Genomic DNA, 26,471 nt, shown 5'->3' on the forward strand with positions numbered 1-26,471 from the left:
GACAAGGGTCATTTGCCCTCGGGTAAGGCGGAGATTCTGCGGAAACCGTTCCGCTCGGAAACGCTCTTGCGTTGTGTGCAGGAAGCGTTGTCGCGCGAATAGCTTCCTTTGCGGCGGGCGCCGCCCGCCGGTCAGCGGGTTTTCGAAGCCAGACAAAAGGGTGGGGTAATGAAGAAATGGTTCAAGCGGGTGGCGCTCGTTGTCGGGCTGGCGGTGCTGGTTGCCGTTCTGGCCGCCGGTGTGTTCGTGGGCGGCCTCGCCTTCAAATACAAGAGGATAGTGGGGGCGGGCCCGGGCTCGGTCGCGACGAACGCGCAACCCGGCGAGCTCGGCAGATGGGTAGACCCCTTCATCGGCACGGGCGGCGTTCCCTGGATGTGCGCCAACAACTATCCCGGCGTGTCGCTGCCCTTCGGCGTCGTGCGGCTCAGCCCCGAAACGGTATCCATGCTCACTGCGGAGCGGGCTCTCAACAAATCCGGCTATTATTACGGCGACAACAAGATGCTGGGATTCAGCCACACGCGCCTGAACGGCACGGGAGCAGTGGACGGGGGGCATTTTCTTGTGCGTCCCGCGCTGGCGCCGGTCGCGTTTGATGTTCCCAAAGACGCCCGTTGCGACACGTTCACGCACGCCGAGGAAGAGGCGTTTCCCGGATACTACGCCGTGCGTCTGTCCAAACCCGGGATCCTGGCCGAGCTTACCGCGACGCCCCGGGTGGGCGTGCACCGCTACACGTTTCCCGCAAACAGGACCGCCCACGTGCACATCGACGTATCCAACGCGCTCGGCGGACGGCGCAGCGAGGAAGGCGAGGTGCGCGTTTTCCCCGCCGCGGGCGAGCTCGAAGGGTCGGTGCGTACCTTTGGCGCCTTCGCGGGGCGCTACGGCGGCATCAAGGTATATTTCGCCGCGCGTTTCGACCGCCCGTTCAGCGCGTACTCGACGTGGAGCGGCGTTCAATGCGCGGACGGCCATGCCGTAGCCGAAGGAAGCGACGTCGGTGCGGATCTCACGTTCAACGCGTCCGGCCAGGCGCAGACCGTGGAGCTCCGGCTGGCGATCTCGCATGTCAGCATCGCCAATGCCAAAGAAAACCTCGAGGCCGAAACGGCGGGAAAAACGTTCGAGGCAATCCTCGAAGAAGCCAAGGCCGCCTGGGAGGAGCGCCTGTCGCTCATTAAGATCCAGGGAGGCTCGGAACAACAGCGCACCATCTTCTATACGGCGCTGTACCGTGTCTTTCAGATGCCCACGGTCTTCAGCGACGTCAACGGAGACTATTTCGGCTTCGACAAGCAGGTCCACCGGGCCGAGGGTTTCCGTTACTTCACGGATATGTCGCTTTGGGACACGTTTCGCACCGTTCATCCCCTGTATACACTTATCGCGCCCGACGACCAGCGCGACATGCTCGTTTCGCTCATCGCGATGGCCGAACAGGGCGGCGGATGGCTGCCGCGATGGCCTTCGGGAAACGGGTATACGAACTCCATGCTGGGCACGCCCGCGGATATCGTCATTTCCGAGTCGTATCTGAAAGGCATTCGCGGTTTTGACATCGAAACGGCTTACGAGATGATGCGCCGCACCGCGCTCGGGCCAACGCCGAAGGGCGCCGCGTTCTCTGGCCGCGAGGGCATCGAGCATTACCTCGAATACAGATATTGTCCCGCCGAGCTGATGGAGGAGGCCGTCTCGCGCACCTTCGAATTCGGATGGGCGGACAGCGCGCTCGCCAACCTCGCATACTACGGCCTCGGCAATGAGGAAGACGCCGCCCTGTTCCGAGAACATGCGGCGTACTACCGCAACCTCTGGAACCCCGAAACGCGGTATTTTCAGCCTCGGACCGCCGCCGGCGCGTTTGTCGAGCCTTTTGACCCGCTGAAGCTGAGCTATCTCGACAGCAAAGGAGATCTGACGAATGACTACGTGGAAGGCAGTGCTCTCCAGTGGCGGTGGGGCGCCCCGTATGACGCCCGCGGGATGATCGGCCTTTTCGGCAGTAATGCGTATTTTGTCGATGAATTGAACGCGTTTTTCGAAAATGCGGACGAGGACATGGGGGTGCTTATCCCGTCCTCTTACTACTGGCAGGGGAATCAGCCCGACCTGCACGCCGCCTACCTGTTTATCGAAGCCCTCCGCCCCGATCTCACACAGAAATGGGTCCGTTGGATTCTGGACACCAAGCACAGCGCCGATTACGTCGGCCTCGACGGCAATGACGACGGCGGCACCCTCTCCGCCTGGTTCGTTTTCAGCGCCCTGGGTTTGTATCCCGTGGCAGGCACGAACGAGTACTGGGCCGGCGCGCCGCTCTTCGAACGGGCCGAGGTGAAGGTGCGAGACGGCACACTCACGGTCATCGCCGACAACTACGCCCCGGAGAATCTGTACGCGCGCAGCGTCCGCATCAACGGTTACCGGCTCGACGAGTTCCGCGTCACCCACGAGCAGCTCGCCCGCGGCGGCGAGCTCCGGTTCGCGATGGCCCCAGAGCCGGCGGGCAAAGCAGAGTGAGTGCGGGCGGGAATTGCGCGCAAAAGAAGAACACCAAATGCACCTGGCGCGGCCGTTGACTGCAACCAAATCCCCTGCGCGAACGCGGGAGCACGCCCATCTGCTCGCGCAGGCTTCGCTTCGGCGAACGCTCCATTTCTCCCGTGTCCTTTGTGTCTCCGTGTGAGTTTCCGCAATCGTCGTGTTATCCGATTTGGTAATTCCTGTTCCGCTTGACCGGCATGATACACTGAGGCCTCGTGTCTGACGCTGGGGCTTCAGGAGGGTTCTTCGGCGATGCCCGTGTGGCAGCTCCATCCCTTCGCCGCGCCGCTGTTGGCAACGGCGGCAATCGCGGTCGTCTTCGTCGCCGTCTTGTGGCGCCGCCGCAGCGAACAAGGCGCGCTCACGCTACTGGTGCTGATAGCTGGCGCGGGCATATGGACGTTCGCCGAAACAGCCGAACTCGGCTGTCAGACTTTCGAAGGCCGCATGTTCTGGACCCACGTGCGCTACGTGGGGATTGTTACCGTCCCCTTTGCCTGGTTTATCTTCGCCTTCCAGTTCACATGGGGCCGCCACCGTAGCGTGCCCTGGTTTCTTAAAGCCCTTGCAGTGTTGCCTATCATGAATCTGGCCGTTGTCTGGACAAACGGGCGTCATGGCCTGGTGTGGCGGAAGCTGTGGCTCGATACCAGCGGGCCCGTGACGACGCTCGCCACTGTGCGAGGTCCACTGTATTGGGTTGCGGTTTCGTGTGGTTACACGTTCGTGCTCGTGGGAACAGCGTTCCTGGTGCTTGCAGCGCTGCGCTCCCATCGCACCTACCGAAGGCAGGCCTTCTTCCTCCTTGTCGGGGCGCTCGCGCCCTTATCCGCGAACCTCGTGTTCCAGCTCCGGCTGAGTCCTCTCCCTTACATGGACCTCACGCCCCTGTCGTTTGGGTTTGCGGCCATAGTCATTGGATGGAACTTTCTCCGGTACGGTTTGTTGCTGTCGCCCGTGCCCGTTGCCAAAGACCAGGTGATTCAAAGCATGAAGGACGGCGTTATTGTCTTCGATCGCGGTCACCGGATTCTCGATCTGAACGACGCTGCCCGGACCATGCTGGGCAAGGAGGTGCCTGAGATTCTCGGGAGGCCTGTTACCGATTTTCTGGTGTTCTCGCAGGCGCTGTTCGATGCCTCGATGCACCCCGGCAGATACGTCGAAACCACCGTACAGATCGACGGCGGCAGTACCCGGTATCTCGAGGCGGGTCTCTCGCCCATACGGTCGCGCTGGGTTACACCCGTGGGCAGCGTCATGATTCTGCGGGACGTCACGGACCGCAAACTCGCCGAATTGGAGCAGCGCCGTCTCTTCACCGCCATCGAGTATGCGGCGGAAGATATCGTGATCACGGACCCGAAGGGCGTCATTGTGTACGTCAACCCCGCCTTTGAGCGTATTACCGGATATTCGCGGGCCGAAGCGCTGGGCCAGACCCCCCGTATCGTCAAGAGCGGCGTTCATGACCCTGCCTTCTACGAAGACATCTGGGCGACGGTGACCAAAGGCAAGATCTGGCATGGCACCATCACCAACCGTAGGAAGGACGGGGTCCACATTCAGGAAGACGCGACGATCTCGCCCATCTTCGATTACGGCGGCAACATCATGGGATTCGTCTCGGTAAAGCGCGATGTCACCCGGCAGCTCGAGCTGGAGACGCAGGTCCGCCAGGCCCAGAAACTCGAGAGCCTGGTTACTGTAGCCGGGGGCATCGCCCACGATTTCAACAACATCCTCGCCATCATCGCAGGCAATGCCGAACTGGCCATGAGACAACTCCCGCAAGCCTCGGGCGTGCGCCCCTACCTCAAAGAGGTCGCTCAGGCCGCGCATAGGGCCGCCGAACTCTCGCGGCAGATGCTGGCGTATTCTGGAAGGGGCAAGGCCGTCCTCGAGGCGATCGACCTCAACACCCTGGTTATGCAGATGGCGCAATTGCTCGAGGCGTCCCTTCCCGAGAATTGCAGCCTTCGCCTCGCCCTTGCCGAGCGTGCGGCGTCCATCGAGGGCGACCCCTCGCAGATCAGCCAGCTGCTCATGAACCTCGCGAGCAACGCCGCCGAAGCTATCGGGCCGGAGGGCGGGCTTGTCACGGTGTCCACCGGCGTAATGTTCTGCACTCGGGCCTATCTCGCCTCGACCTGGCTCCACGAAAACCAGCCCGAGGGCATGTACGCCTACCTCGAAGTCGGCGATACCGGCGCGGGCATGGACGAAGCCGCCGTGTCCCGTATTTTCGACCCATTCTACACCACCAAATTCACTGGCCGCGGTCTCGGTCTCGCCGCCGTCCTGGGTATCGTGCGCGGGCACTACGGAGCCATCAAGGTCGATAGCATCCTCGGCAGCGGCTCGACCTTCCGCGCCCTGTTCCCCGCCAAAGACTCCTCCGCGGAACTCCCGAAGGCCGCTCACACCGCGGAGACCCTTGATTCATAGGTTCGGGTGTCGGTATTCTTGAATAGCATTGCAGGAGATATGTAGTCAATTGCAGGGGGCACACCATGAGCGCGAAACCCATCAAGTTCGATCAGATCCGGGACGCATTCGACTTCGTCAGTTCGGGGCCGCCGTCGGAGAACGTGGCCTTTCTGGATCCGGAGACCGGGGAAATGCATTTTTGGAGCGCATATTTCGAGGCGTCCGAATCGGGCGAGGAAGAGGAAGATATAGAGGCCATTGAGGCTAAATGCGTGGCCATCCCGCACAAGAGCGAGCTCGACCTCGGACCAGCACTGGCGGTGCGGTTTGCCGACCAGCACATGCCAGAGTCCTCCGGCAAAGTCCGCGAGATCTTCAGCCGTTCCGGAGCCTATGCGCGGTTCAAAGATCTTCTCCAGCACCACGACATGCTCCAGCAGTGGTATGACTACGAGAACGCTGCCATGCATAGCGCCGTGCGCGAGTGGTGCGAGGATCACGATATCCCGCTCGCCGGCTAGCCGAGTGCCGACTCTTGGGGACACAACAGAGTTGCGCCGACTCAAGACCGGGCGCCGCTGGTTGACGCCGGGAACACCCTTGATCCGGAAGGGACGGGTAAGAAGACCCCGCCCTCGGTTAACGGATTGAGCCAGTGTCATTCCCGGCACAATGCTCAATCACACGCCGCACATGATGGGATAAAGATGGCAAACAAGGCGCGCCGGGGGCATAATTGAGTATTGTGTCCCCAAGATTAAGGAGCGATGAGATGTTGCGATGTGCGTGTGTGGTTTCGATGTTGTTGAATGCCGCGGGCGGCGTGGCCCCCGAGCGGGTCAATCTGAAGCCGGCCGACCCGGTTAAGCTCATTTTTGACACGGATATCGGCAATGACGTGGACGACGCCCTCGCCCTCGGCGTGATCCATGCCCTCCAGAGCCGCGGCGAATGCGAACTCGTGGCCGTCACCATCACCAAGGATCATGAGCTATGCGCGGCGTTCGTCGATGCGGTCAACACGTTCTATGGGCGCGGCGGGATTCCCATCGGCGTGACGAACAGCGGCGTGACGCCCGAGGACAGCAAGTTCCTGGCACTGGCGCGCGCCCAGGACAACGGCACGCTCCGCTATCCCCACGGTCTGGCGAGCGGGAAAGACGCACCCGGCGCCGTGACGGTTCTCCGGCAGGCGCTCGCCGCTCAGCCCGACAACTCGGTAGCCATCGCGCAGGTCGGGTTCTCGACCAATCTCGCGCGGCTTCTTGACTCGCCGCCCGACGCTGTTTCGCCGTTGAGCGGGCGCGACTTGGCGGCGACCAAGGTGCGCGTGCTGTCGATCATGGCGGGAGCGTTCGCGCCTATTGACGGCAAGGAACACCGCGAGTACAACGTCGTGATGGACATTCCGTCCGCGCAGAAACTGGTGCGGGAGTGGCCCACGCCCATCGTGTACAGCGGCTACGAGATTGGCGCCGCCATCACGTATCCCGCGGACAGCATCGAGCAGGATTTCAGTTACATAGAGCATCACCCGCTGGCCGAAGCGTACCAGCTGTACATGCCCACTCCGCACGAGCGGCCAACGTGGGACCTCACCAGCGTGTTGTGGGCCGTGCGCCCCGAGCGCGGTTATTTTCGCCTGTCGCCTCCGGGCCGCGCAATCGTCAACGAAAACGGCGTCACCACTTTCCAAGAAACCCCGGACGGGAAACACCGCTACCTGATAGTCGACGAGATGCAGGCCGTGCGCATCCGCGAAGCGCTGTCCCTGCTCTCGAGTCAGCCGCCCCACAAGCGGTAGCCAAACCGTTTCACGCGACGGCGAGGAGCATCTCCCACGGCGCGATGGCTGGCAGCACGAATTCTTTGTAGGGGCCGTCGGCTCCTGCCGCTTCGACTTCAGATTGCGCGCCGCGCATGTCGGTGATTCGCATCACGTCGCCCGCCGTGTGAACCAGCAGGGTCATCCCTTCAGCGGGGTCCATATAGGCGTTCAACAGGGCGACCGCCATCGTATTCTCATGGGGACGGCGAACCCAGAGGTTCACCCGGTGGAACGACGCGACATAGGCCGGAAGGGTGTCCCGCGAAAGCCAACGCATGATAGCCTTTACCTGCGCCGATTTGGACAGGGTCTGAACCTGCTGCCAGGGGTAGTACCCCTCGACGCAAACGCGGCCGCCGCTGCCGTTCTCGAACACTCCCAGACAACAGGGCCCCGTTTCCGTGTACGTGTAGTCCACGCAACGCGACAACGCCTGCGCCCCGTCAGAGGTCGGGCGGAAGAAGTATGCCGGGCACTTCCAGAATGATTGCCGGCCGTTGCGGCGGCGTCCCGCGTAGGGGCCGTTGAGCGGATGATTCGTCATTTCCTCGATGCAGTCCTCGTGGCGCACTTCGACGGTCTCGAATCCGGTCAAGGCGCCGTAACCCAGCGCATTCAGGCGGTCGAGGGCCGGCCCATCGAGATACACGGCGCCCGACAGGAGCTTCTGGAGTTCTTCCTTTGTAAAAGCCATCACCTGTTCGCCGGACAGCGCGGTTACCGTCGCGTGCGCGGCGGTATACGCCGCGGGAAGGCCCGTCGACCAGAGCTCGTTGCAATGCCCCGGGGCCCCGGGGCCTCCGAACCATGCGCCGTCGACGTTCTGCGCCGCATAGGTGTCTTTCACCCAGCCGCTGTGGAGGCCGATCGAGGGGGCGCGTCCTAGCGTCCGGGCGAGCACATCGAGGAAAGGGCGTCCCGCGCGCAGGCGTTTCACAAGCGGCTCGTATTCGTCCAGCGGTTCGTCGTACATGGACAGCACGTTGAACGCGGTGCCGGTGCACCCGCCCGCGATATAGGCCGCGGCTTCGAGAAACGTCGAGTGCGCGCTCTTTTTGAGACGCTGGTACGGAAAACTCTCGAGTTCCGATTCGATGCACTTCACGTATCCGGGCAAAAGCGCGGTCTGGCGTCCGACGTCGTGCGCCTTGTCGGTGATCCCGGCCATGCGCTCGTCCGTGTACGTCCCGCCACCGGGCCGCCACATCACCTCCGCCCGCCCGGGCCCGGAAAGGATGTCCGCCCACGTGTCGAAATCGTAGCCCTCGAAGAACCGGTCGCCCGTCATGAATCCCAGAGGCAAACCGGGTTGGACGTCATGTACGGTCGTCTCGATCATGCGGAACAGATTGCCAATGGTCTCGCGATTGTGTTGCAGGTACCGGCGGCGGAGGTCGAGTTTCTCCGCGACAGGCCCCGACGACAGCGCGGCACTCAAAGACTCGCGCGTGAACGTCTTGCCCGCGCGCTGGCCGAACAGAGCGATGCACGTGTCGCAGAAACACGCGGCCCCGATGGGCATGTGTCCGAAGAGGCGCACGTCATCGTCGATCCAGATGTAGTCGGGTTTTGCCTTCGCCAAGGCCTCGTACACCCGCCGGATATATTCGCGCATGGGCTCGCAGTTGGGGCAGAACGAGCCCCGGCATACCCCGCCGTTGACGTCCGTCATAGGCACGAACTCGCCCGACAGCGAGTTGGGCAGATTCTCTTCGTGGTGGCCGACGGTGGAAAGGATGTTGATGCCCGTGCGGTAACCGCGTGCGCGGGCCATGGCCATGCGTGACTCGAGCAGGGCGATGCGTTCGAACATGACGTCCAGGGGCAGGGGAGGGTGCGTCTCCGATGTGAACAGCGTGATCTCGTCCGTCACCCCGCGATAGCGCTCGAAAAGATCCAGGAGTTCCTGGAACCGCGCCTCGTTCCGGTACGTTGGCACGCCGATACGGAAGCAGATATACGCCTTTTCGATGCCCGGTGTGGAGGCGCCAGCGGCATTTTCGGGCGTCTGCGCCGCCGAAGGCAATCCGGCCAGGATTGACGCCAAGGGACCGCTTACCATACCCATCTTGAGAATTCCTCTCCGTGTGAAGCGCATATGAACTGTCCTTTCCCCGCGCTGAGTCCCCTGCCGAAGGCGCGTTAACCATAACGCCGAGCCGGCATCATCATGGGCAATGTGGCCGCGGCAGTCAAACCTTCTTCCTGCATTCGTCTCCCCTGCGGCGCGTTTCCCAATCCCTTTACACCCTTCCTGCCCCCGCTGTGGCATGGTTTCCTGACCATGCCACTGTCACGACCGAAGGTCTCCAACACCCGAAAGAACCAACGGCGCGAGCATATGTGCACGCCCGTGTGCCCATCTAACCGGTGCGCAGCCCCGGCGGGCCGCGGCGATTCAGGGGCCGGTTGGAAAACCGGCCCTCCGTTGCGCGGACCCCGGGATGGACCCCGGAAGGGGTGACTACAGGCGACAGGCCGAGCGCCGGGTTTACCACGTCTACCGAGTCCATCTTTATGGACTCCGTCCAGTCTCCGGGCGGCTTGCCGCTTGCGTAGAACGGCCAATTGGCCTACCTTTCCAGGAAAGACCCCCTCTCGCTGTCACATTCCCGGCGCGGCGAGAGACTATAAGGCAGACGAAGGAGTTTGGCCGTGCTGTTTGCCCTGAAACACGACGATGCGCGTTTGGTTAAGCGGGTCCTGGCTGGCGAGCGGGAAGCCTATGGTGCGCTGGTACGGCATTATCTGCCGGCGGTTCACGCCGTAGGGCGGGCGCGAACGGGGAGTTTCGCCGAGGCCGAGGACATCGCTCAGGAGGCCTTCCTGGCGGCCTATACCGCTCTCGACACGCTCCGCGAACCCGGCAAGTTCGGTCCGTGGCTGCTGCGCATCGCCCGCAACAAGGCCAACGACTGGCTTACGAAGCGCGCGCGCGAAAAACGCCTGAACGCGGGCCTCGAGGATGCCGCCGAACCCTTCGAGGATGCCGCTCGCGAACTGGAGGTCCGGGAAATGCGCGCGATGCTGCGCCGCCGCGTCGAGGAATTGGACGAAGACTTCCGCGAGGTCCTGTTCATGCACTATTTCGCGGGGGTGAAAACGCGGGAGATGGCCCAATTGCTCGAGATATCCCACGAGGCGGTCCGGAAACGCCTGCAACGGGCGCGCGAAGCCCTCGGCAAACAGTTGCTCGACGAACTGGGCCGCGACCGAGACTCCGAGAAGGCGCTCGAGAAACGGGCGCTGACGATCATCGGGGCCGTTGCGGGGGCGTCCGCGGGCTGGCAACGCGCGAGCGCGGAGGCTGGAAGCGCGGCATCGGCGGGCACGGGGTCCGCCGGCACGGCCGCCACAACGTCAGGAATGACCATAGGGGGTCTGCAGATGCTCATGGGATTTTTATCGTCGAAAGCGGGGATAGTCCTCGTGGCTGCAGTGGCGGTGGCCGGCGGCGTGGTCGGGGTCGTGAGTCTCCAAAACGGCGGGGACGCGATACCCCCGACAAATCGCCCAGCGCTGGCCGCGCAACCGGCTGAACAGGAGGGGATTACGGATAGCGCCGCGCCGCTTCCGCAACGGCAGCGCATGGCTTCCACGGTTGAGGCGGGTGAGCCGAAGGCGGCAGCCCAGAGCGCGGCCGTTAAGCAGCCCACCGGCCCCTACGGCATTGCGGGTAAGGTGGACAAGCCCGGTGCAACGGTCCGGCTCGAGCGGGTGGACATCTACGGCTACGAGTGTGAGCCCGAGGATGCCGTTGTGATGTCCACGACGGCAGACAAAGACGGGGCGTTTCTCTTCGAAGATATTCCAAGCGGATGGTATGTTGTGGAGGCATATACGGTGGATGCCTTCATCGCGGCAAGGGCGCGCCCCGATACGTACAGTCCCGAACCCTATCTGGATGTGGTGTTGCTGCCCGGAGCGCCTGTGCGGGGCCGGGTAGCGGACGAGTCGGGGCGTCCGGTTTCGGGCGCCGCGTTATACGTCCAGGCGTACGACAAGGAACCTGGTGATCTACCCCTTCCCGAAACCACGGCTGCCCGAATGGTCACGGATGGCGAGGGGCGGTTTGCATCGATCCCCCTCTGGCCGGGGCAGTGGAAATTCCTCGTACGCGCGGAGGGGTATGAATCGCTGCTCAGCGAGTTCATTGGAGCAGGCAGCGAGGACGTTGAACTCACGCTCGCAAAGGGCCGCGCGATTGCGGGTCAGGTGGTGGACCATGCGTCCCGCACGCCTCTGGCGAAGATACGGGTGCGCGTGGAGTCGAAGATACTGAAGCGTGACCAGTTCTACGCGACGAGCGATGACGGTGGCGCATTCAGCGTCGCAGGCCTTCGCGCGGGCGAGTATACGGCGGTGGCCGACGACCCCGAATGGATCTCATCGGGCGGGCCGGTAGCGTTTAATATGAAGGATGGTGAGGAGGCCCCGGCTCTCGAAGTCCCGGTCATGCCAGGCGCCCTCGTGATGGGACGCATCACGGATGCCGACTCGGGCGAAGGCCTTGCAGGCGTGAAGATCTACACCTACCCGGAACCGCAGGAGATCGTGCGGCATCGCGAAGCGTTCACCGACGCTACGGGGGGCTACGTCCTGACAGGCCTTCCCTCGGGAAGTTACGCGGTCCGCTGGAGTCCCGTCGAGGGCTATTCCCGTCCCTACAACGAGAAAAACGCCAAGGAACTCCAGGTCGTGGCTGGCCAGACGGTTTCCGGCGTCGATTTCTCCCTCTCCCATGGCATCCGGTTAACGGGCAAGGTCGTAGATGCCGAGGGGCAGCCGGTGCCGCGGGCCAAGATCAACTGCGTAATCGGTCAAGACTACCGCGACTATGTCGGCGCCGACAAAACGGGCCATTTCCTGCTGGCGGGATTGCCTCCTACCGACAGGCTGGAAGTCATTGCCCGCAAACATGACCGAATCAGCGCCCCTGTCGGTCCGCTCACGGTGAGCCTGGAAGGCAACGAGCCGCTCACCATTCCGTTGGGACCCGCAGGGGCGATCAAGGGCACGGCACGAGACGCCGCCGGGCGGCCCCTGCCGAAGGCGGAAGTCTATGTGGAGCACCAGGAAGCCCGGCAGTTGGGATGGGATTCGGAACGCACCAACAACGCCGGGGAGTTCTCGTTCTCGGGGCTGCTCCCCGGCCCGACGACCGTTTCTGTTATTCCGAGGAATACTGATCTCAACGCGCGCACCGAATACAAAGATATCGTGGTGCCTGCTGGCGGGACCGTGGAGAACCTCGAGCTGATTTATCAGCCTCCGGGCGACCCCAGCCAGACCGGCGTGATTGCGGGACGCGTGGCGGACAAGACCGGCAAGCCCATCGAGCGCGCGGAAGTCCACATCTTCCGGCAGACCAGAGAGGTGGCGACAGGGGCCGATGGGACGTTTGAAATTACGGGGCTCCCCGACGGCACGCACGAACTGCAGGTCTGGCATCCCCAATACAGCGTCGCATACGTCAAGGACGTGGCGGCGGGCACGCGAAACGTCTTCGTTACGCTGCTCGGCCTCACGGAAGTCCATGGCACGGTCATCGATGCAGTCACGAAGCAACCCATAACGACGTTCTACGCGTACGAGCGGGACGATGAGCTCTCCCGCATCACGGGCCAGATGAAAGAAGACGCTCAGCGGTTCCAGGATGAAGAGGGCCGGTTCAAGCTCGAGTGCATCCACGTGCGCGATTCATTCATTTACACCTGGGCTGACGGCTACACGTGGCAGAAGACCAGGATCAGCGTTACGTCGGACCAAGAGCCGTTGACCGGCGTCGTGATCGCAATGAAACGGGGAGCCATCATTGAGGGTGAAGTAGTGGATCCCGGCGGCGCTCCTGCTCCTGGGGCGATGCTGTTCACGGGCGCGCTGCCTCACACGGTGCAGCGCGGCGAGCGCAACGTCGGCTATGCCGATGCACAGGGCCGGTTCCGCCTCGACACCGTCGAGCAGAGCGTCCGCTGCATCTCCGCCGCGAAGCCGGGATACGGACCGGGCTTCACGCTGGTGTCGCCCGTAGGCGGCCAAACGCAACGGGTCACCATCGCCCTGACCGGCGGCGGTGTCTTGAAGGGTATGGTTAACACAGACAATATTCCCGGCGAGCCATACCACATTGGCGTGGACGTCCGTCATCCTTTCGAGCCCGCGTTAGGTGAATCCGGGGTGAAAGTCAACCCGGACGGGACCTATGCAATCGCCGACTTGGCTCCGGGCGAGATTCTGGTCCGCGGGATGGCATGGTTCAGCACGGCGGACGGGCAGAATGCGCATTATGCCGCATACAAACGCGCCCTGATAGAAGCAGGCAACGAAACCGTTGTGGACTTCGATTTCTCGCAAGGAACCGCATCAGTGGAAGGTCTGGTCACGATTGACGGCGAGAAACCGGCGCGCGGATGGGTTACCTTGGGCAAGCAGTGGCATGCCGGCGGCCGCTTGGACGAGTCCGGCCGCTATCGCCTCGATGGGCTCCAGGCGGGCGAAGTGGTTCTCCTGATCGAGGCGAATGCCGGGGAAGCTCCATCCAGGCGCCGCCTCGAGACCATCCAGGTAAAGGCGGGCGAAAACAGGAGGTATGACGTGGACCTGACGGGCGCCGCCTCGGTCAGGGGAACGGTCACTGGCGCCGCGCCCGGGATGCGCGTCAGCGTATATCTCCTGCAGGGATGCCATACCTGGCCCTCGGTGCCCTGGAACGTATCCGATTATGCCATGGAATTCCTTATCAAAGGCGTTGACGTGAACGAGGATGGGACGTTTTCCATGTCATCCTTCGATGCGGGCGAATACACCCTCTGCGCAACCGCCCTGATCCCATCGGGAGGCGGAATCGGCTCTGAAGCGGACTGCGTCGCCATGCCCTGCGCGATGGCCTATATCACGCTGGAAGAAGGCGGCGAGACGGTGGTCAATCTCCAGTTGCGGTGAAATAAGAGCAGCATCACGTCGCGTCATCGTGGTGCAGCGCGGGTTTGCCCTCCGCGCCGTGGCGTGTTAGCCTGACGGCGTCCCATTGGCGATGAATCGCGAACCTGGCGCAATTCGGAAGGCAATCAAGGAGGAATCGATCCCATGAAACGCTCGTTTTGCCGCAATCTGTTGCTTGTTACGGCAGTAATCATGCTGGCGGCCGGCACGGCTTTCGCTCAGCGCACGGAACTGAGTTTCCCCGACATCGAGGGCTATGTGACACTGGCATGCGACCTCCACTCGCACACCGTGTTCTCGGACGGCTCGGTATGGCCATCGATGAGGGTGGACGAAGCGTGGCGCGACGGCCTCGACGTGCTGGCGATCACCGATCACATCGAGTACCTGCCCCACAAGGATGACATAATCATCAACTTCAACCGGCCGTATGAGATCGCGAAACCGGAGGCCGACGAACAGCATATTGTCCTGATTCGAGGCGCCGAGATCACGCGCGACGAACCCCACGGCCATTTCAACGCCATCTTCCTCGACGACCCCAAAGCGCTCGATGTCGAGAACGAAAAAGACGCCGTCCGCATCGCCAACGAGCAGGGCGCGTTCGTGTGGTGGAACCACCCCGAATGGAAGCGCAAAGGAGACACGGCGTGGAGCGACATCCAGGCCGAGTACATCAAGCTCGGATGGATGCAGGGCATGGAGGTGTTCAACGGCGGCGACTATTATCCGTCCGCGCACAAGTGGTGCCTCGAACACAAGCTGACCATGCTGGCCAACACGGACATTCACGGCCCTGTCTCCGATTACTACAATGCGGCAGCGGGCAATCATCGGGCTATGACGCTCGTGTTCGCGCAAAACAACTCGCCCGAAGCCATCGAGGAAGCGTTGCGCGCCCGGCGCACCGCCGCTTTCAGCCGCAACGTGCTGGTGGGCGAAACCCAATGGGTCGCGCCCTTGTTCAAACAGTCGATCGCCGTGCAGCACCCGGACGTCGCGCTGAAAAACAAGACGGTGTTTTACGTGGGCATCCACAACTCCTCGCCCGTCACCTTCAACCTGAAGGCCAAAGGCGGGGCGCCGGGCGTGGCGTTCCCGGGCAGGGTGAGCCTGCCCGCCGGCAAAACGGCTCTGTTGCGGCTTGAGGGCAGCGGCATCACGGAAAGCGGAACTCGCGCCGTGCAACTGCCCTACGAGGTCGAGAACATCTGGATCGCACCGGACCAGTTCCTGCCCGTCACGATCGACCTGAACGTCACGTTCCAGGCGGAAGGATGAGGTCTCCCGGCTAATCCCGGCACAATGCAATCCGTCCGGCCGGGCCAGACGGTCCGCTCGGACGGATTTCTCCTTTTGTGGCGGAGAAACGCCGCTGGCCCATTGACACGTTTTCCTCGCGGATCTAGGCTGGAGTCAGGCCATATCGGGCGCAAGCCGCGGAGGTGGACGCCATGAAACCCAGCATTGACGGCACGTCGTTCGGCAGCATCACCGTCGACGGAGAGACCTACGACCACGACATCGTGATTCGACTCTCGGGCAAGGTCAAGAAACGGAAAAAGAGCCTGTCCAAAGAAGAAACCGGCTCTTCTCACATGGTATCGCGCGGCGAGGCCGAACACATCTACGACACCGGCGCCGACCTGGTCATCATCGGTTGCGGCCAGAACGGCGCGCTCGACCTCTCGCCCGAAGCCTTGACCTATTTCCACAAACACGACTGCATAGTGGATATGCGGCCCACCCCCGAGGCCGCCGCCGCGTGGAATTCGGCCGAGGGCAAGGTTGTCGCCATGTTTCACGTGACCTGCTGACGGCCCGCGCCGATTGACTCCGCCGGCCGCGATTCCTATCCTATCGGTGTAGAAGTCAGGAGGAACGACGGATGAGATGCTTAAAAATCGCGGCTCTTATGCTTGCGTTTATGTCTGCGTTTGCCAGCGTATCCGGATGCAACACGATTCGGGGTATGGGCAAGGATATCGAAAAGGGCGGCCAAGCGATTCAGGACGCCGCGAAGTAACCTCAACAATTCCCGCCCTTCGGCTTTCGCCTTTTGACGCGCGTGGATGCACGAGAAATGGGGGCCTGCGATGATACGGCTGAGAACGATTGCGCTGGCGATGACCGTCGCCGCCGTGGCAGTGACCGGGTGCAACGCAATGGGGGGTACGCGGGTCAAGTCCGTTACGCCGTCCTGGGGTGCGTACGGAAACCTGCTCCTGAGGGTATACCACGGCGGCGGAAACCCAAGAAGCGTCGAAATGCGGTTCTATCTCGACGGGACCGCGCTCGGACAGCCTCAGAGAATCCGCCGGGGATGTCCGTCTCTCAGAAATGTCATCTACGCCATTCGAATCCAGGTCCCTCCCGGAGAACATGTTCTGCGGGCGGAAGTTGCAGGACAGGATATCGCCGCCGAAAAGAAATTCACCGTGGACGACGCCGCAACCGATTTTTACGGTCTCGTCACCTACGAGCAGCAGGGCAAAGACGTACCAAAACTCGAACTCCAATTCGCAGCCACCCCCCTGATCGGCTTTGTGTGACCAGACGAGGGTTTGCCCCCCGGCCGTAGAGGGACAGCGGTCAGATTGGGACTTCCCGCTCAGATATTCCATGGGCCCCTACGAGCCAAATTCTTTCCCCTGTCGCTAGAAGCACGGTTTACTATTTAATGATTATTTGCTATTATTGGGTCCAGTCGCTAATTTCCTGGTGGGTGTGTAGTGCCTCTTCGATGGGCTCGTAAATCTCCGTTGAAAATGTATTCCTGTTCAGTTTTTCGTGAAAGCGTGGTAAACTCCCCACTATGAAGTCCATGCCTTGCAGGAACCGCAAATACTCATCCCAGCCGGTAGCTGGGATCGGCCGTTGGACCTTTGCCGAGTTTTTTGCTGGCATTGGGCTCATGAGAATGGGACTGGAAGCCGCCGGATGGACTATCGCATTCGCGAATGACATTGATGAAGACAAGCAAGCAATGTACGATGCGCATTTTCGCGACGCGTCCGACCACTTCATTCTTGAAGATATCCACAAACTCGATGCGCGCCGGGTCCCTACAGTTACTCTGGCTACGGCGTCTTTTCCTTGCACAGATCTCTCCTTGGCCGGAATGCGTCGAGGATTAGGAGGCCGTCACTCATCGGCATATTGGGGTTTCATTCGCATCTTGGCGGAACTAGAGGCCAGACGGCCGCCAATTGTCCTGCTCGAGAACGTCACGGGTTTCCTCACGTCGCATCACGGGAGAGATTTTCACGATGCCCTGTTGGCCCTGAATCGGCTGGGGTACGCAGTCGATGCGGTCGTTCTCGATGCGGAGAGATTTGTCCCTCAAAGTCGCGCGCGACTCTTCGTGATAGGGTCTCAGATTAACACGGGCGAGTTGCAATGCCCGCGAGAGTCTCCAGGTTTCTATCAATCGACTCTCAGGCCCAGGGCATTGGCTGATTTCATCTTTGCACATCCGGATATTGCCTGGGAGTTGCGAGCTCTGCCCGAACCTCCGCGTCGAGAAATGCAACTCACAGACATTCTTGAAGATCTGCCTGAGACATCCCCGTTTTGGTGGAGCAAGTCTCGAACAGAGTACCTTTTGAGCCAAATGAGTCCTAAACATCATGCAGAACTGCAGAGAATGAAATCAGGCTCTTCGTGTACTTACGGCACGGTATTCCGACGTGTCCGAAACGGTCGCTCCATGGCCGAACTTCGGACGGACGGTATCGCGGGGTGTTTAAGGACGCCGCGAGGCGGAAGTGGACGGCAAATTGTGGTGAAGGCGGGGCACGGAAACGTGAGAGCACGTTTGCTAACCCCCAAGGAGTGCGCTAGGCTCATGGGCGCGGATGGCTTTTGCATTGAGGCGTCTCTTAACAAGGCTCTTTTTGGGTTCGGAGACGCCGTGTGCGTTTCCGCGGTGACGTGGCTCGCCGAGAATCACCTGAACCCCCTTGCAGCAGAGTTGCTCGGCTCGAAGCAGCATGCTGCGATAGGCGGAGCAGTTTGATGACCGGAGCACGAGAGAAAGACGCGACGCTCAATCAGGCCCTATATGACTTTGCGGCGCAAAACGGAGTGGCCAGTAAGGGCCCCCTTTCCACTGTTCTCATATTAACGCGCACTGTGCGCAAGATGACTCCTCCGTTTCAAGAGAATGACTTCCTTTCGCCAAAGAAGGGTCAGGTAAAGGGGCTTGGGGGTTCCGCAATCAAGGCGATTCTCAAGGATTACGGAATAACTCAGACTCTTTCTAGTGAAGGAGGAAGAACCAGCCGAGGCAGCATTGGTTTGATGGCCGCCTATGTGAAATTCTTGAACAACCTGTATGCCAGGAGTCTGCTAGATCTTGACAAGATCGAGCCTTGGTGGATAGACAGGGTTCGGGATTTCTTCGCGTCGAAACCTCTTAAGGTCAAGATAGATGCTTCAACATCACATCGCCAGCTCGTCAGCGAACTTATGGCAGCTGCTCTTGCACGCCAGGAGCAGTGTCCCGGAACAATGATTGCCGGAGCCGTAATGCAGCACTTGGTGGGAGCCAAGCTATCAATTGCGCTCCCATCTCTAACCATCGAACATCACGGATCTTCGGTTGCCGACGAATCCTCTGGCCGTAATAGCGACTTCTGCGTCGGAGATACCGCAATCCATGTAACCACCGCGCCAACCGAGCATCTCATCCAAAAGTGCTGTCAGAATCTGGCGGCAAATCTCAGACCACTCATTATCACTGTCAAGGGTGGTGTCGAAGGCACGTACTTATTGGCCAAGAATGCAAGAGTCGCCCATCGCATAGATGTTTTGGATATCGAACAGTTTTTGACAACGAATATCTATGAATGGACCCGTTTTCAAGGTCAACAGCGTCCCATATCGGTGCGCGACCTCCTCAAGACTTACAATGAGATCGTGCAGGAATTTGAGAGTGACCCGCGGCTATTGATCGCATTGGGCTAGAATGGATGGACCAATTCTCCCAAGCCACACGCAGCTGGATAATGAGCCGGGTGGCCTCGTCTGATACATCTGCCGAAGTTGCGGTGCGTTCGATATTGCACAGAATGGGGTACCGATTCCGCCTTCACTGCAGAAACTTGCCAGGCAAACCGGACATTGTGCTGCCGAAGCATCGCGCCGTCGTCTTTGTCCACGGTTGTTTCTGGCATAGGCACGCAAGGTGCAAACGCGCGACTGTTCCAGCCAGCAATCGCACGTATTGGCTTCCCAAGTTTCGGCGAACGGTCGCGAGAGATAGAACCAATCGTCGACTCTTGAGAAGACTGGGATGGAATGTCGTCATCGTATGGGAGTGTGAATTGACCAAACCCGACAGCTTGGCCACGCGCTTAGCTAAAAGAATTGGGACAAAACGAGACTATCCAGCACAGGGCCGCTAGGCAGCAACCGGAGCAACACAATCAGCTCACTGTATATTGACCGCATCCCCCACGGCGAACGAATAGAGGTCGGCGTTTTGCAGGACGAAGCGCAGGCAAATGGGCTCCGGCGCGACGGGCAGCGCGTTCTTCCCGCGCCACGTCACCACCTGCTCCACGTGGTCCCCGGTCAGGGGAGCGCAATCGGATGCGGTGTAGCCGGGGAGGACGCCGCCGGAGGCATCCAGGACCTCGACGCGGAGGAAACCGTCTCCCGTGGCGGCGTAGTTCACGCGCAGGGGTCCGGAGACCTTTTCGAGGGGCGGGGTGGTAAGCGTTCCCGGTTCACCGCCGGCGTGCATCGACGCAAAACCGTCTTTGCGCAGCGTGGCGAGCCCGATAGCGGCGTTGGCGGACTCCTGACCGTGGGTGGCATCGAAACCGCCGTAGAACAGCTTGATCCTGTCTCCTTCGGCCAGGGGATGGTTCGGCGTGAACAACATGCCGTCGTCCCATGAGCCTTCGGCTCCGAGGGACAGGATAGGCGGGCGAGGCTCGTCCTGCCGCCGCCAGTGCACGCCGTCCCGGCTGCTCACCAGCTCGACGAAGATCGGGCCGTCGTTCTGGCCGTCCGTGATGCGGAATATCCAGAGGAATCCCAGGTACATCGTTTGGTAAGCGAACCCGCAGAGCCCGTAGAAATCGGTATGCGCGCCCCTGACCGCCGAGTCCGCGGCCCAGCGGTCGTCGTATTCATCGGGCGTCAGGATGAGCGTGCTGCCGGGCCAGGATTCGAAGATGCCGGTGGCCGAGAACCCGACGCAGCGCCGGCGGAATCCCCGCACCTCCTCGAATTTCTTGGGGTAGCCGAGATAGCGCTCCTCGAGGGGATCCCATACGAAGTTGCCGACGTCTCCGGGGCTGTCCACGAGCACGGGATTGACGGGGCACTCGGTCCAATGGATGCCGTCGGGCGACCATGCTCCGCGATACCCCGTAACCGTGCTCACGGGCGGCGTGCGGCCGTATTCGAAGTACAGCATCTTGTACCGGCGTTGCGGATCAGGGTCCCAGGGCGTATGGAGCACCTGGGGGTTGTGGTTCTCATGGGTGAGCTGAAACAAGATGTTGTTCTCGGTCGAACCGTTGAAATCGGTGAGGCTCAGGGCGGGTTTCGTCCATTGGATGCCGTCGCCGCTGGTCGCGTAGAGCATGCGGTAGCTGCCGTCGTACGAGTGGTACCACGCGCGGTAGCCCTCTCCGTTTTCGTTAGGCAGTACGGTGCCGTAGAGGTAGACGGCCTTGCCTTCCCAGGGCTTGTCCGCCCGCATGACCGGGTTCCCCGCGTATTTCTCGAAGGCATGGTAGACCCGGGTGAGGCTGGTGCTCTCCGCAACAAGGTAATCGTCGACAAACAACTGCCACGGACCCGTCAGGTCCCCCAATTGCCCGGCTGCGTGCGCGGCTGTCGAAATGAGCGCGAGCGTCATGACCGTGATTGCGGCAGACCGCGCTCGCTGAAATCGCGAATGGCCGCTGTTCCGATGTTCAGTTTGTGAAGTCTGCATGGCGTTCTCCTTGGTTCCCGAGGGACTCATGGGAACCGCGCGGAGTGTGTAGGGCAAGCGTTGCGTGCCCGCTGACAAGCCGCGCTCGCGGGCGCCGCTTCCCGCGGTTCCCCATGCAGCGCCTGGCTGTTCATGTCTTTTCCTGCCCCTCTCTGACTATGGAGACCGTGCGGCCGTCAGAGCGGCGCGCTCACAGAAGTCACTGTCCCAGCAGCGATGCCACAACGCCTGGCAGCTCGCTCAGGGATGCAACGACGGCGTCCGGCCTCACGCTCTCGCGCGCGGGTTCTCCGGCCATGTTGGTCCAAACGCCTTTGACGCCGATTCTCTGCGGCCCGGCCACGTCCCATTCGAGGTTATTGCCCGCCATCACCGCACGGCCGCGCGGTATGCCGAGCCGTTCCAGTGCGGTACCGTACATGATTGCCTCGGGTTTGCCCGCGCCGAGCTCGCCCGAGATAACAACAGCTTCGAAGTGAGCCCCGAACCCGGCGCACTCGATCTTCTTCCGCTGAAGGGCCGCGAGACCGTTGGTCACGAGCGCGAGCCGGTATTGCCGCGCCAGGGTCTCGACCGTCGGGATAGTATCATGAAACAGGGCGAAGCTTGCCCAGCATTCCTCCTGAAACATTGCGGCGAGCTCTTTGGCGAGGGGCTCATTCTTCACGCCGTGGTCCGCCAACGCCCTGCGCCATGCCTCGCGCTGATAGCCGTGTGCCCACGGCCGCATCCGCTGCATGGGTTCCCCTGCTCCTTCGAAACCCGCCCACAGACCCTCGCTGGCGCTCAAACCTATCCGCTCGAAATACCTCACGAACTCGCATTCGGCCCACAAACGCCGCGCATGCAGCTTGACGGATTGAGTCAGGGCCTCGGGCTCGATGTCGCATTCAGCCCATGCCGCCGCGCACGTAGCGAAGAAGGCCTCCTCGAGCACCTCGCGCTGGATAACCAGCGTGTCGTCCAGGTCAAGGAGCACTGCGCATTCGCCCATACGGGGTCGGTCCCTTCGATGTTTCTGTTTGCTCGTGCCGGGCAGTCTTTCAGCGGACCACGATCATGCACACCGGAGGGTGCGCGCGCAACGTTTCTTCGCTCACAGCCGCGCCTTGAAATGGTATGTGCCCGAGCCCACGTCGAACGACGGCGCCGACCCGTCCCCTGTCGCAGGGGCGACGCCGGCGGCGGTCGCGGCAGGCACGCCGCTTTCCAGGAGCTCCGTCCCTGCATTCACCGGTAATACGACGCGCGCGGTAACGCCAACCGGAACGGTCACGTCGAGATGGAGATTTTCTCCTTCCACTCGCCACGCGGCCCGAATGAGGCCCCGTACCGAGCTGTAGGAAGCTTCGGCCCATTCGAGTCCAGGTTGTGGCGGACCCGGCGCGATGATAACCCGGTTGCACCCCACGGCGTCCGGCGCGGGACGAATGCCCGCGACATGCTTGAAGAACCACTCGCTCACCGAGCCGAACATGGGATGGTTGTTTGAAAACGTGTTGTCGCTGCCCTCCCAGTGTTCCCAGAGGGTCGTGGCGCCGTTTTCAATCATGTAGCCCCAGCCGGGGAATGCTCGTTTGCCGGCCATCGCGCAGGCGGCGTCGTGACGGCCCATCGCGCTCAACACGTCCAGCACGTACTTGGTGCCGAAGATGCCGGTCGAAAGGTGGCCGTCCCGCGCGGCAATGTCGTTGATAAGGACATCCAATGCGCGCGCGCGGGCCGAATCGGGCACGAGGTTCATGTAAAGCGGGAACGCCTGCGATGCCTGGGTGCCTGCCCCATACCGGCCGGTTTCGGGCTCGAGATAACGGCTGTTGAACGCTGCGGCAATCTTCGCGCCCAAGGCGTCGTACCGCGCCGCATCGTCTTTCCTGCCAAGCAGCGCGGCAAACTCGCGGGCAAGCGCGACGTTATACGCGTAGAACGCCGTGCCAGTAAGCTCCGGCTTCTCGACAAGGCTCTCGTGGTCGCTGATGCCGCCGACATAAATGTGCTCCGGAGCGTTCGCTTCGATGAGTTCGAGCCATGCCTTCACGCGCTCGTACTGGGCTTCTATCAGGCGGCGGTCTCCGTAGTATTGGTGTAGCTGGCGCAGGAGCAGCGGATGCGCCGTGCCCCAGCCGATCGGGCCAGACCCGCCCCCCAATCCCGCGTCCGCGATACCCACGAAAGGCGACGTTTCCGTGAACCCTCCGTTAGGCCTTGCCGCATCGGCCAGATCCTCGACGGCCTTCGTGTAGAACCCCGCCATGTTGAAATTGAAGATCAAGGCCTCGCTCGATGCGACGATGTCGCCGCCGTATCCGAACTTCTCCCGGTGCGGACAATCAGACTGCACGCTGAACAGGTTGCTCAGGAACGTGCGGAGCGTGACGTCCTGGATCTGGTTGTAAAGATCGTTTCCGCACCGGAACGTGCCCGCCGGCTCGACGGCCGAGTACATAACAAGACCTTCCAGATTCTCGAGCGAAAGCGTGCCTGGAAATCCCGTCACTTCAACGTAACGAAATCCGCGAAACGTGAACCGCGGAACGTACGTCTCGACGCCGTCTCCTTTGAGAATGTACACGTCTTCCTGCCACGCGGTCGCCGGGCGTTTGGAATCGGGCGGGCGCTCGCGGTTCTTGATTTGCCCGCACACGGCCGTCATGGGATTCAACGTGCCGTCGTCGTGCAGCAACTCGCCGTAACGGAGCGCCACGCGCGTCCCTGCCGGTCCTTCAACCCGCAGCCGCGCAAGGCCCGCGAAATTCTCCCCCATATCGAAAATGAATGTTCCCGGCGCGGGCTCATGTACGGAGGCGGGGCGAATCGAACGGCCAACCTTGATCGGCGGCGCCATCTGGGCAACCAGCGGACCAACTTCTGAGGGGGCCTCCATGACGCCCTCCCATCGGGAATCGTCGAATCCGGGAGCGTCCCAGCCCGGCTGCTCGAGACGCGCATCGTAGACCTCGCCCAAATACACGCTGTTCCTCACGACAGGTCCGGCGCCGGCTTTCCAGCTGGCATCAGTCACGATGCGGTCCCGCGTCCCGTCCGCATACTCCACCTCGAGCTGCAGAATGGCCCGAGGGAGCCCGATGGTGAGGTTCTCGCGAATGTTGACGTGTCCCCACATGAGCAGGGGCAGCGGATTGTACCAGCCGTTGCCCAGCATGATGCCCACCGCGTTCGTGCCCTGCCGCAACACGTCTTTCACGTCATAGACGGCATACAACACGCGCTGCGAAACACTGGTCCAGCCGGGGTCAAGCCAGTGATCGCCCACTTTCGCGCCGTTAAGCCGCAGCTCGTAATAACCCAGCCCGGTAACATAAGCGCGAGCCTTGCGGACCGGCTTCTCGATGCGGAACTCCTTGCGAAACAGCGGCGCGGGACGGTCATCAAACAAGGCTTCCTCGTTCTCGGGAAGCGCCTCGTTGCGCGTGATCCACAAGGCGGACCAGTCATCGTCCGCGAGCAGCCCCGTCTCGAACCATGCCGGTTCGCTCCATGCCGAGACCATGCCCGCTTCGTCCCACACCCGGACCTTCCAGTACACCCGCCGGCGCGCTCCCAGGGCCTGGCCGCCGTAGGGCGCCTGGATGCTGTCCGCGCAGCAAACCCTGCCCGAGTCCCACAAATCACCGGTGTCGCCCTCGAGACGTTCGGCGGAACTCGCCGCCAGGATCCGGTAGGCCGTTTGCGTTTTCCCGCGTGCCTCCGGGTCGACGGATTCGTTTATCCAGCTCAAACGCGGCGCGGCCTTGTCAATCCCGAGGGGATTCTCGAGGTACTCGCATCTCAGGCCCGTGGGCTGCAGTGTGCCCGCCTTAACCCCTGAAGGCAGGTGCTGGCACCCCGCGGCCACCACGATCAACGCCAAAAGTAAACCGATTGCGATACGCCGCATGCACACCTCCGGCAACGAACCCCCTTCCGGGGTCCTCTGTGTCCACCGATGTGGAACCCCGCTTGTTATTGAGTAGGGAGCAGCGTGACCGCCCGCAGGTTCATCACGCCTTCTGCAGGTTTGCTTTTCGGCGTCACGGTCACCGCCAGGACGCCCGGACCGGCGACATCAACGGTCCCGGCGGATTCCGTGGTGAAATCGGACCACGACCCGGTTTCCTTGACCTTGGCCTTCGCGACGGCATCGCCCACGCTGATCTCCAGCGGCGTGCCGCCCGACCCCTTGGCGCACGCGTAGGTCAAGGCCACGGCGTATTTGCCAGGTTTGTCGACCGTGACGTGCCAGGAAACGGTGTCCTTGGGGTCGGTCCAGAAGCCAATGGCGTCTTTCTCCGGTTCGTAGCGCGCCGTATTGCCGGTAACCTGGGCCTGTACCGCCGTCAGAGCGAACGACCCGTCTTCGGCAGCGTGAATAGACATATCAACATCCGGCTCGCCCTCGATCTCGAGCACGACTACTGTAGCGTCCTTGTCAGGCATGTGTTCGGGCACGTCAACGCTGACCGAGCGCTCGCCGGCGCGTGTAACCGCAAGGGCCGCATCCGGTTCCGTAAGCAGATAGGCCTTCTTCACTTCGTTCTTGAGACCGGGTACTTCCAGGACACCCCGCGGCCAATCGAATACGTGCAGATACAGTTTGCCGGGCTTGGCCGTGCAGCGTCCCCATGGCAGGTTCGGGAAGGGGCTTGCCCCCGTCCCGTATATGGACTCGCCGTTGTCCTTCAGCCAGTCCCCCAGGGCGAGCAGGCGCTGTTCCATGATCACGGGGATCCGCCCGTCGGCCGTGGGCCCAATGTCGAGGAGCAGATTGCCGCCGCCGTTACAAATCGAGATCAACATGCGGATCAATTCTGTCGGAGTCGCGTAATCGTCGATTTCCTCGTTGCGGTTATAGCCAAACGATTTGCCGATGCCCCGGCATTCTTCCCACTTGTGCCGGCCGCCGAGGTCCTGGCCCCAACCCACCTGGCCGTACTCCGTGGTATAGAAACCGCCATGCTTGCTGCGGCAGTCTTTTCCCCAGCGATCATTCACCACGACCCGTTCGCGCACGGGCGATTCGTTATACAGCCACGCCAGAAACTCCGTGCTGCGCCACAGGGTGTCGGGGTGGTCCCATTCACCGTCAGGCCACACGATATCCGGTTCGTAACGCAACACAAGGTCTTTCATCTGCGGCAGCATGTGCTGCTCGACATACCGCGCGGGGTCGCTGCGGTAGATCGGGTTGAACCACTCGTACAGGGAGTAATAAAAGCCCATCTTCAACCCGCGCGCCTTGACCGCCGCGGTCAGTTCCCCGCAGAGGTCGCGCCCGGGACCCGCATCCGCGCTGTTCCAGTTCCAGCTCTCCATACTGGGCCACAGGCAGAATCCTTCGTGGTGTTTCGACGTAAGAACGACGTATTTCGCGCCCGACCGCTCGAAGATCTCCGCCCAGTGCGCGGGATTGAACAGCTCCGCACGAAATTGCGGCGCAAAATCGGTATATCGGAAGTCCTCACCGTAGTTCTCAACGTGAAACTTCCAGGTCTCGCCGTTCTTGTCCTGCATATCGTGCCAGTACCACTCGGAATAGCGCCCTTTGGGACCCCACGATGGCACGGAGTACACCCCCCAATGGATGAAAATGCCGAATTTGTCGTTATCGAACCACGCCGGCAGCGGCCGGCTGTCAACGGATTCCCACGTGGGCTCGTATTTCGCCGCATCCTGAGCCCACGCGCTGAATGCCGCCGTGACCACTGCAACCGTCAATACAAGTGCCGTCGTTTGCATTGTCGTCTCCCTCTGCTGTTTCTCAAG

16 protein-coding genes and 1 pseudogene are annotated in these 26,471 nt (G+C 61.7%); 12 read left to right on the plus strand and 5 right to left on the minus strand.

The genetic code is table 11. The features are described from left to right. Positions 1 to 168 precede the first annotated feature (168 nt). From PLJ71_08410 to PLJ71_08425, 4 genes are all read left to right on the plus strand, one after another. Positions 169 to 2,529, plus strand: a complete 2,361-nt coding sequence (locus PLJ71_08410; GenBank protein ID HQM48697.1) for a GH92 family glycosyl hydrolase — start codon at positions 169 to 171, stop codon at positions 2,527 to 2,529. Positions 2,530 to 2,805: 276 nt separating this feature from the next. Further along, the gene (locus tag PLJ71_08415; GenBank protein HQM48698.1) at positions 2,806 to 5,001 is read left to right on the plus strand and encodes a histidine kinase N-terminal 7TM domain-containing protein; all 2,196 of its coding nucleotides are present in this window, start codon (positions 2,806 to 2,808) and stop codon (positions 4,999 to 5,001) included. Positions 5,002 to 5,066: 65 nt separating this feature from the next. Then, positions 5,067 to 5,504, plus strand: coding sequence for a hypothetical protein (locus tag PLJ71_08420; protein HQM48699.1), 438 nt, complete (start codon positions 5,067 to 5,069; stop codon positions 5,502 to 5,504). Positions 5,505 to 5,782: 278 nt separating this feature from the next. Further along, positions 5,783 to 6,787, plus strand: a complete 1,005-nt coding sequence (locus PLJ71_08425; GenBank protein ID HQM48700.1) for a nucleoside hydrolase — start codon at positions 5,783 to 5,785, stop codon at positions 6,785 to 6,787. Positions 6,788 to 6,797: 10 nt separating this feature from the next. On the opposite strand, the gene PLJ71_08430 is transcribed toward PLJ71_08425, so the two are convergent. Continuing rightward, on the minus strand, positions 6,798 to 8,879 hold the full coding sequence (locus tag PLJ71_08430) for a hypothetical protein (protein HQM48701.1): 2,082 nt from the start codon (positions 8,877 to 8,879) through the stop codon (positions 6,798 to 6,800). Positions 8,880 to 9,466: 587 nt separating this feature from the next. Between PLJ71_08430 and PLJ71_08435 the strand changes: the two genes are divergently transcribed. The 8 genes from PLJ71_08435 to vsr all read left to right on the plus strand — a co-directional run bounded on the left by PLJ71_08435 (position 9,467) and on the right by vsr (position 19,161). After that, entirely contained in the window at positions 9,467 to 13,753 is a 4,287-nt protein-coding gene (locus tag PLJ71_08435; GenBank protein ID HQM48702.1) for a sigma-70 family RNA polymerase sigma factor, read from the plus strand. 144 nt (positions 13,754 to 13,897) lie between these two features. Further along, a complete protein-coding gene (locus PLJ71_08440; protein ID HQM48703.1) occupies positions 13,898 to 15,034 on the plus strand; it encodes an Sb-PDE family phosphodiesterase in 1,137 nt (378 codons plus the stop codon). 173 nt (positions 15,035 to 15,207) lie between these two features. Further along, entirely contained in the window at positions 15,208 to 15,570 is a 363-nt protein-coding gene (locus PLJ71_08445; protein HQM48704.1) for an MTH938/NDUFAF3 family protein, read from the plus strand. Between the two features lie 71 nt (positions 15,571 to 15,641). Beyond that, the gene (locus PLJ71_08450) at positions 15,642 to 15,779 is read left to right on the plus strand and encodes an entericidin A/B family lipoprotein (GenBank protein ID HQM48705.1); all 138 of its coding nucleotides are present in this window, start codon (positions 15,642 to 15,644) and stop codon (positions 15,777 to 15,779) included. Between the two features lie 70 nt (positions 15,780 to 15,849). Further along, on the plus strand, positions 15,850 to 16,305 hold the full coding sequence (locus tag PLJ71_08455; protein ID HQM48706.1) for a hypothetical protein: 456 nt from the start codon (positions 15,850 to 15,852) through the stop codon (positions 16,303 to 16,305). 272 nt (positions 16,306 to 16,577) lie between these two features. Beyond that, on the plus strand, positions 16,578 to 17,771 hold the full coding sequence (locus tag PLJ71_08460) for a DNA cytosine methyltransferase (protein ID HQM48707.1): 1,194 nt from the start codon (positions 16,578 to 16,580) through the stop codon (positions 17,769 to 17,771). Next, positions 17,771 to 18,721: a DUF4928 family protein gene (locus tag PLJ71_08465; GenBank protein ID HQM48708.1), complete on the plus strand. Its 951-nt coding sequence runs from the start codon at positions 17,771 to 17,773 to the stop codon at positions 18,719 to 18,721. Before PLJ71_08460 ends, PLJ71_08465 begins: the two co-directional genes overlap by 1 nt. A 5-nt stretch (positions 18,722 to 18,726) precedes the next feature. Beyond that, positions 18,727 to 19,161: a DNA mismatch endonuclease Vsr gene (vsr, locus tag PLJ71_08470; GenBank protein ID HQM48709.1), complete on the plus strand. Its 435-nt coding sequence runs from the start codon at positions 18,727 to 18,729 to the stop codon at positions 19,159 to 19,161. Between the two features lie 26 nt (positions 19,162 to 19,187). Here the strand turns inward: vsr and PLJ71_08475 are convergent, their stop codons facing one another. The 4 genes and pseudogenes from PLJ71_08475 to PLJ71_08490 form a co-directional block, all read right to left on the minus strand. Further along, on the minus strand, positions 19,188 to 20,708 hold the full coding sequence (locus tag PLJ71_08475; protein ID HQM48710.1) for a hypothetical protein: 1,521 nt from the start codon (positions 20,706 to 20,708) through the stop codon (positions 19,188 to 19,190). 199 nt (positions 20,709 to 20,907) lie between these two features. Then, a complete protein-coding gene (locus PLJ71_08480; GenBank protein ID HQM48711.1) occupies positions 20,908 to 21,702 on the minus strand; it encodes an HAD family hydrolase in 795 nt (264 codons plus the stop codon). A 102-nt stretch (positions 21,703 to 21,804) separates the two neighbouring features. Continuing rightward, entirely contained in the window at positions 21,805 to 24,606 is a 2,802-nt protein-coding gene (locus PLJ71_08485; protein HQM48712.1) for a family 78 glycoside hydrolase catalytic domain, read from the minus strand. Positions 24,607 to 25,358: 752 nt separating this feature from the next. Continuing rightward, positions 25,359 to 26,444: pseudogene (locus tag PLJ71_08490) on the minus strand (alpha-L-fucosidase). Between the last annotated feature and the right edge of the window lie 27 nt (positions 26,445 to 26,471).

This window comes from Candidatus Hydrogenedentota bacterium (assembly GCA_035416745.1).
GTDB lineage: Bacteria > Hydrogenedentota > Hydrogenedentia > Hydrogenedentales > SLHB01 > UBA2224.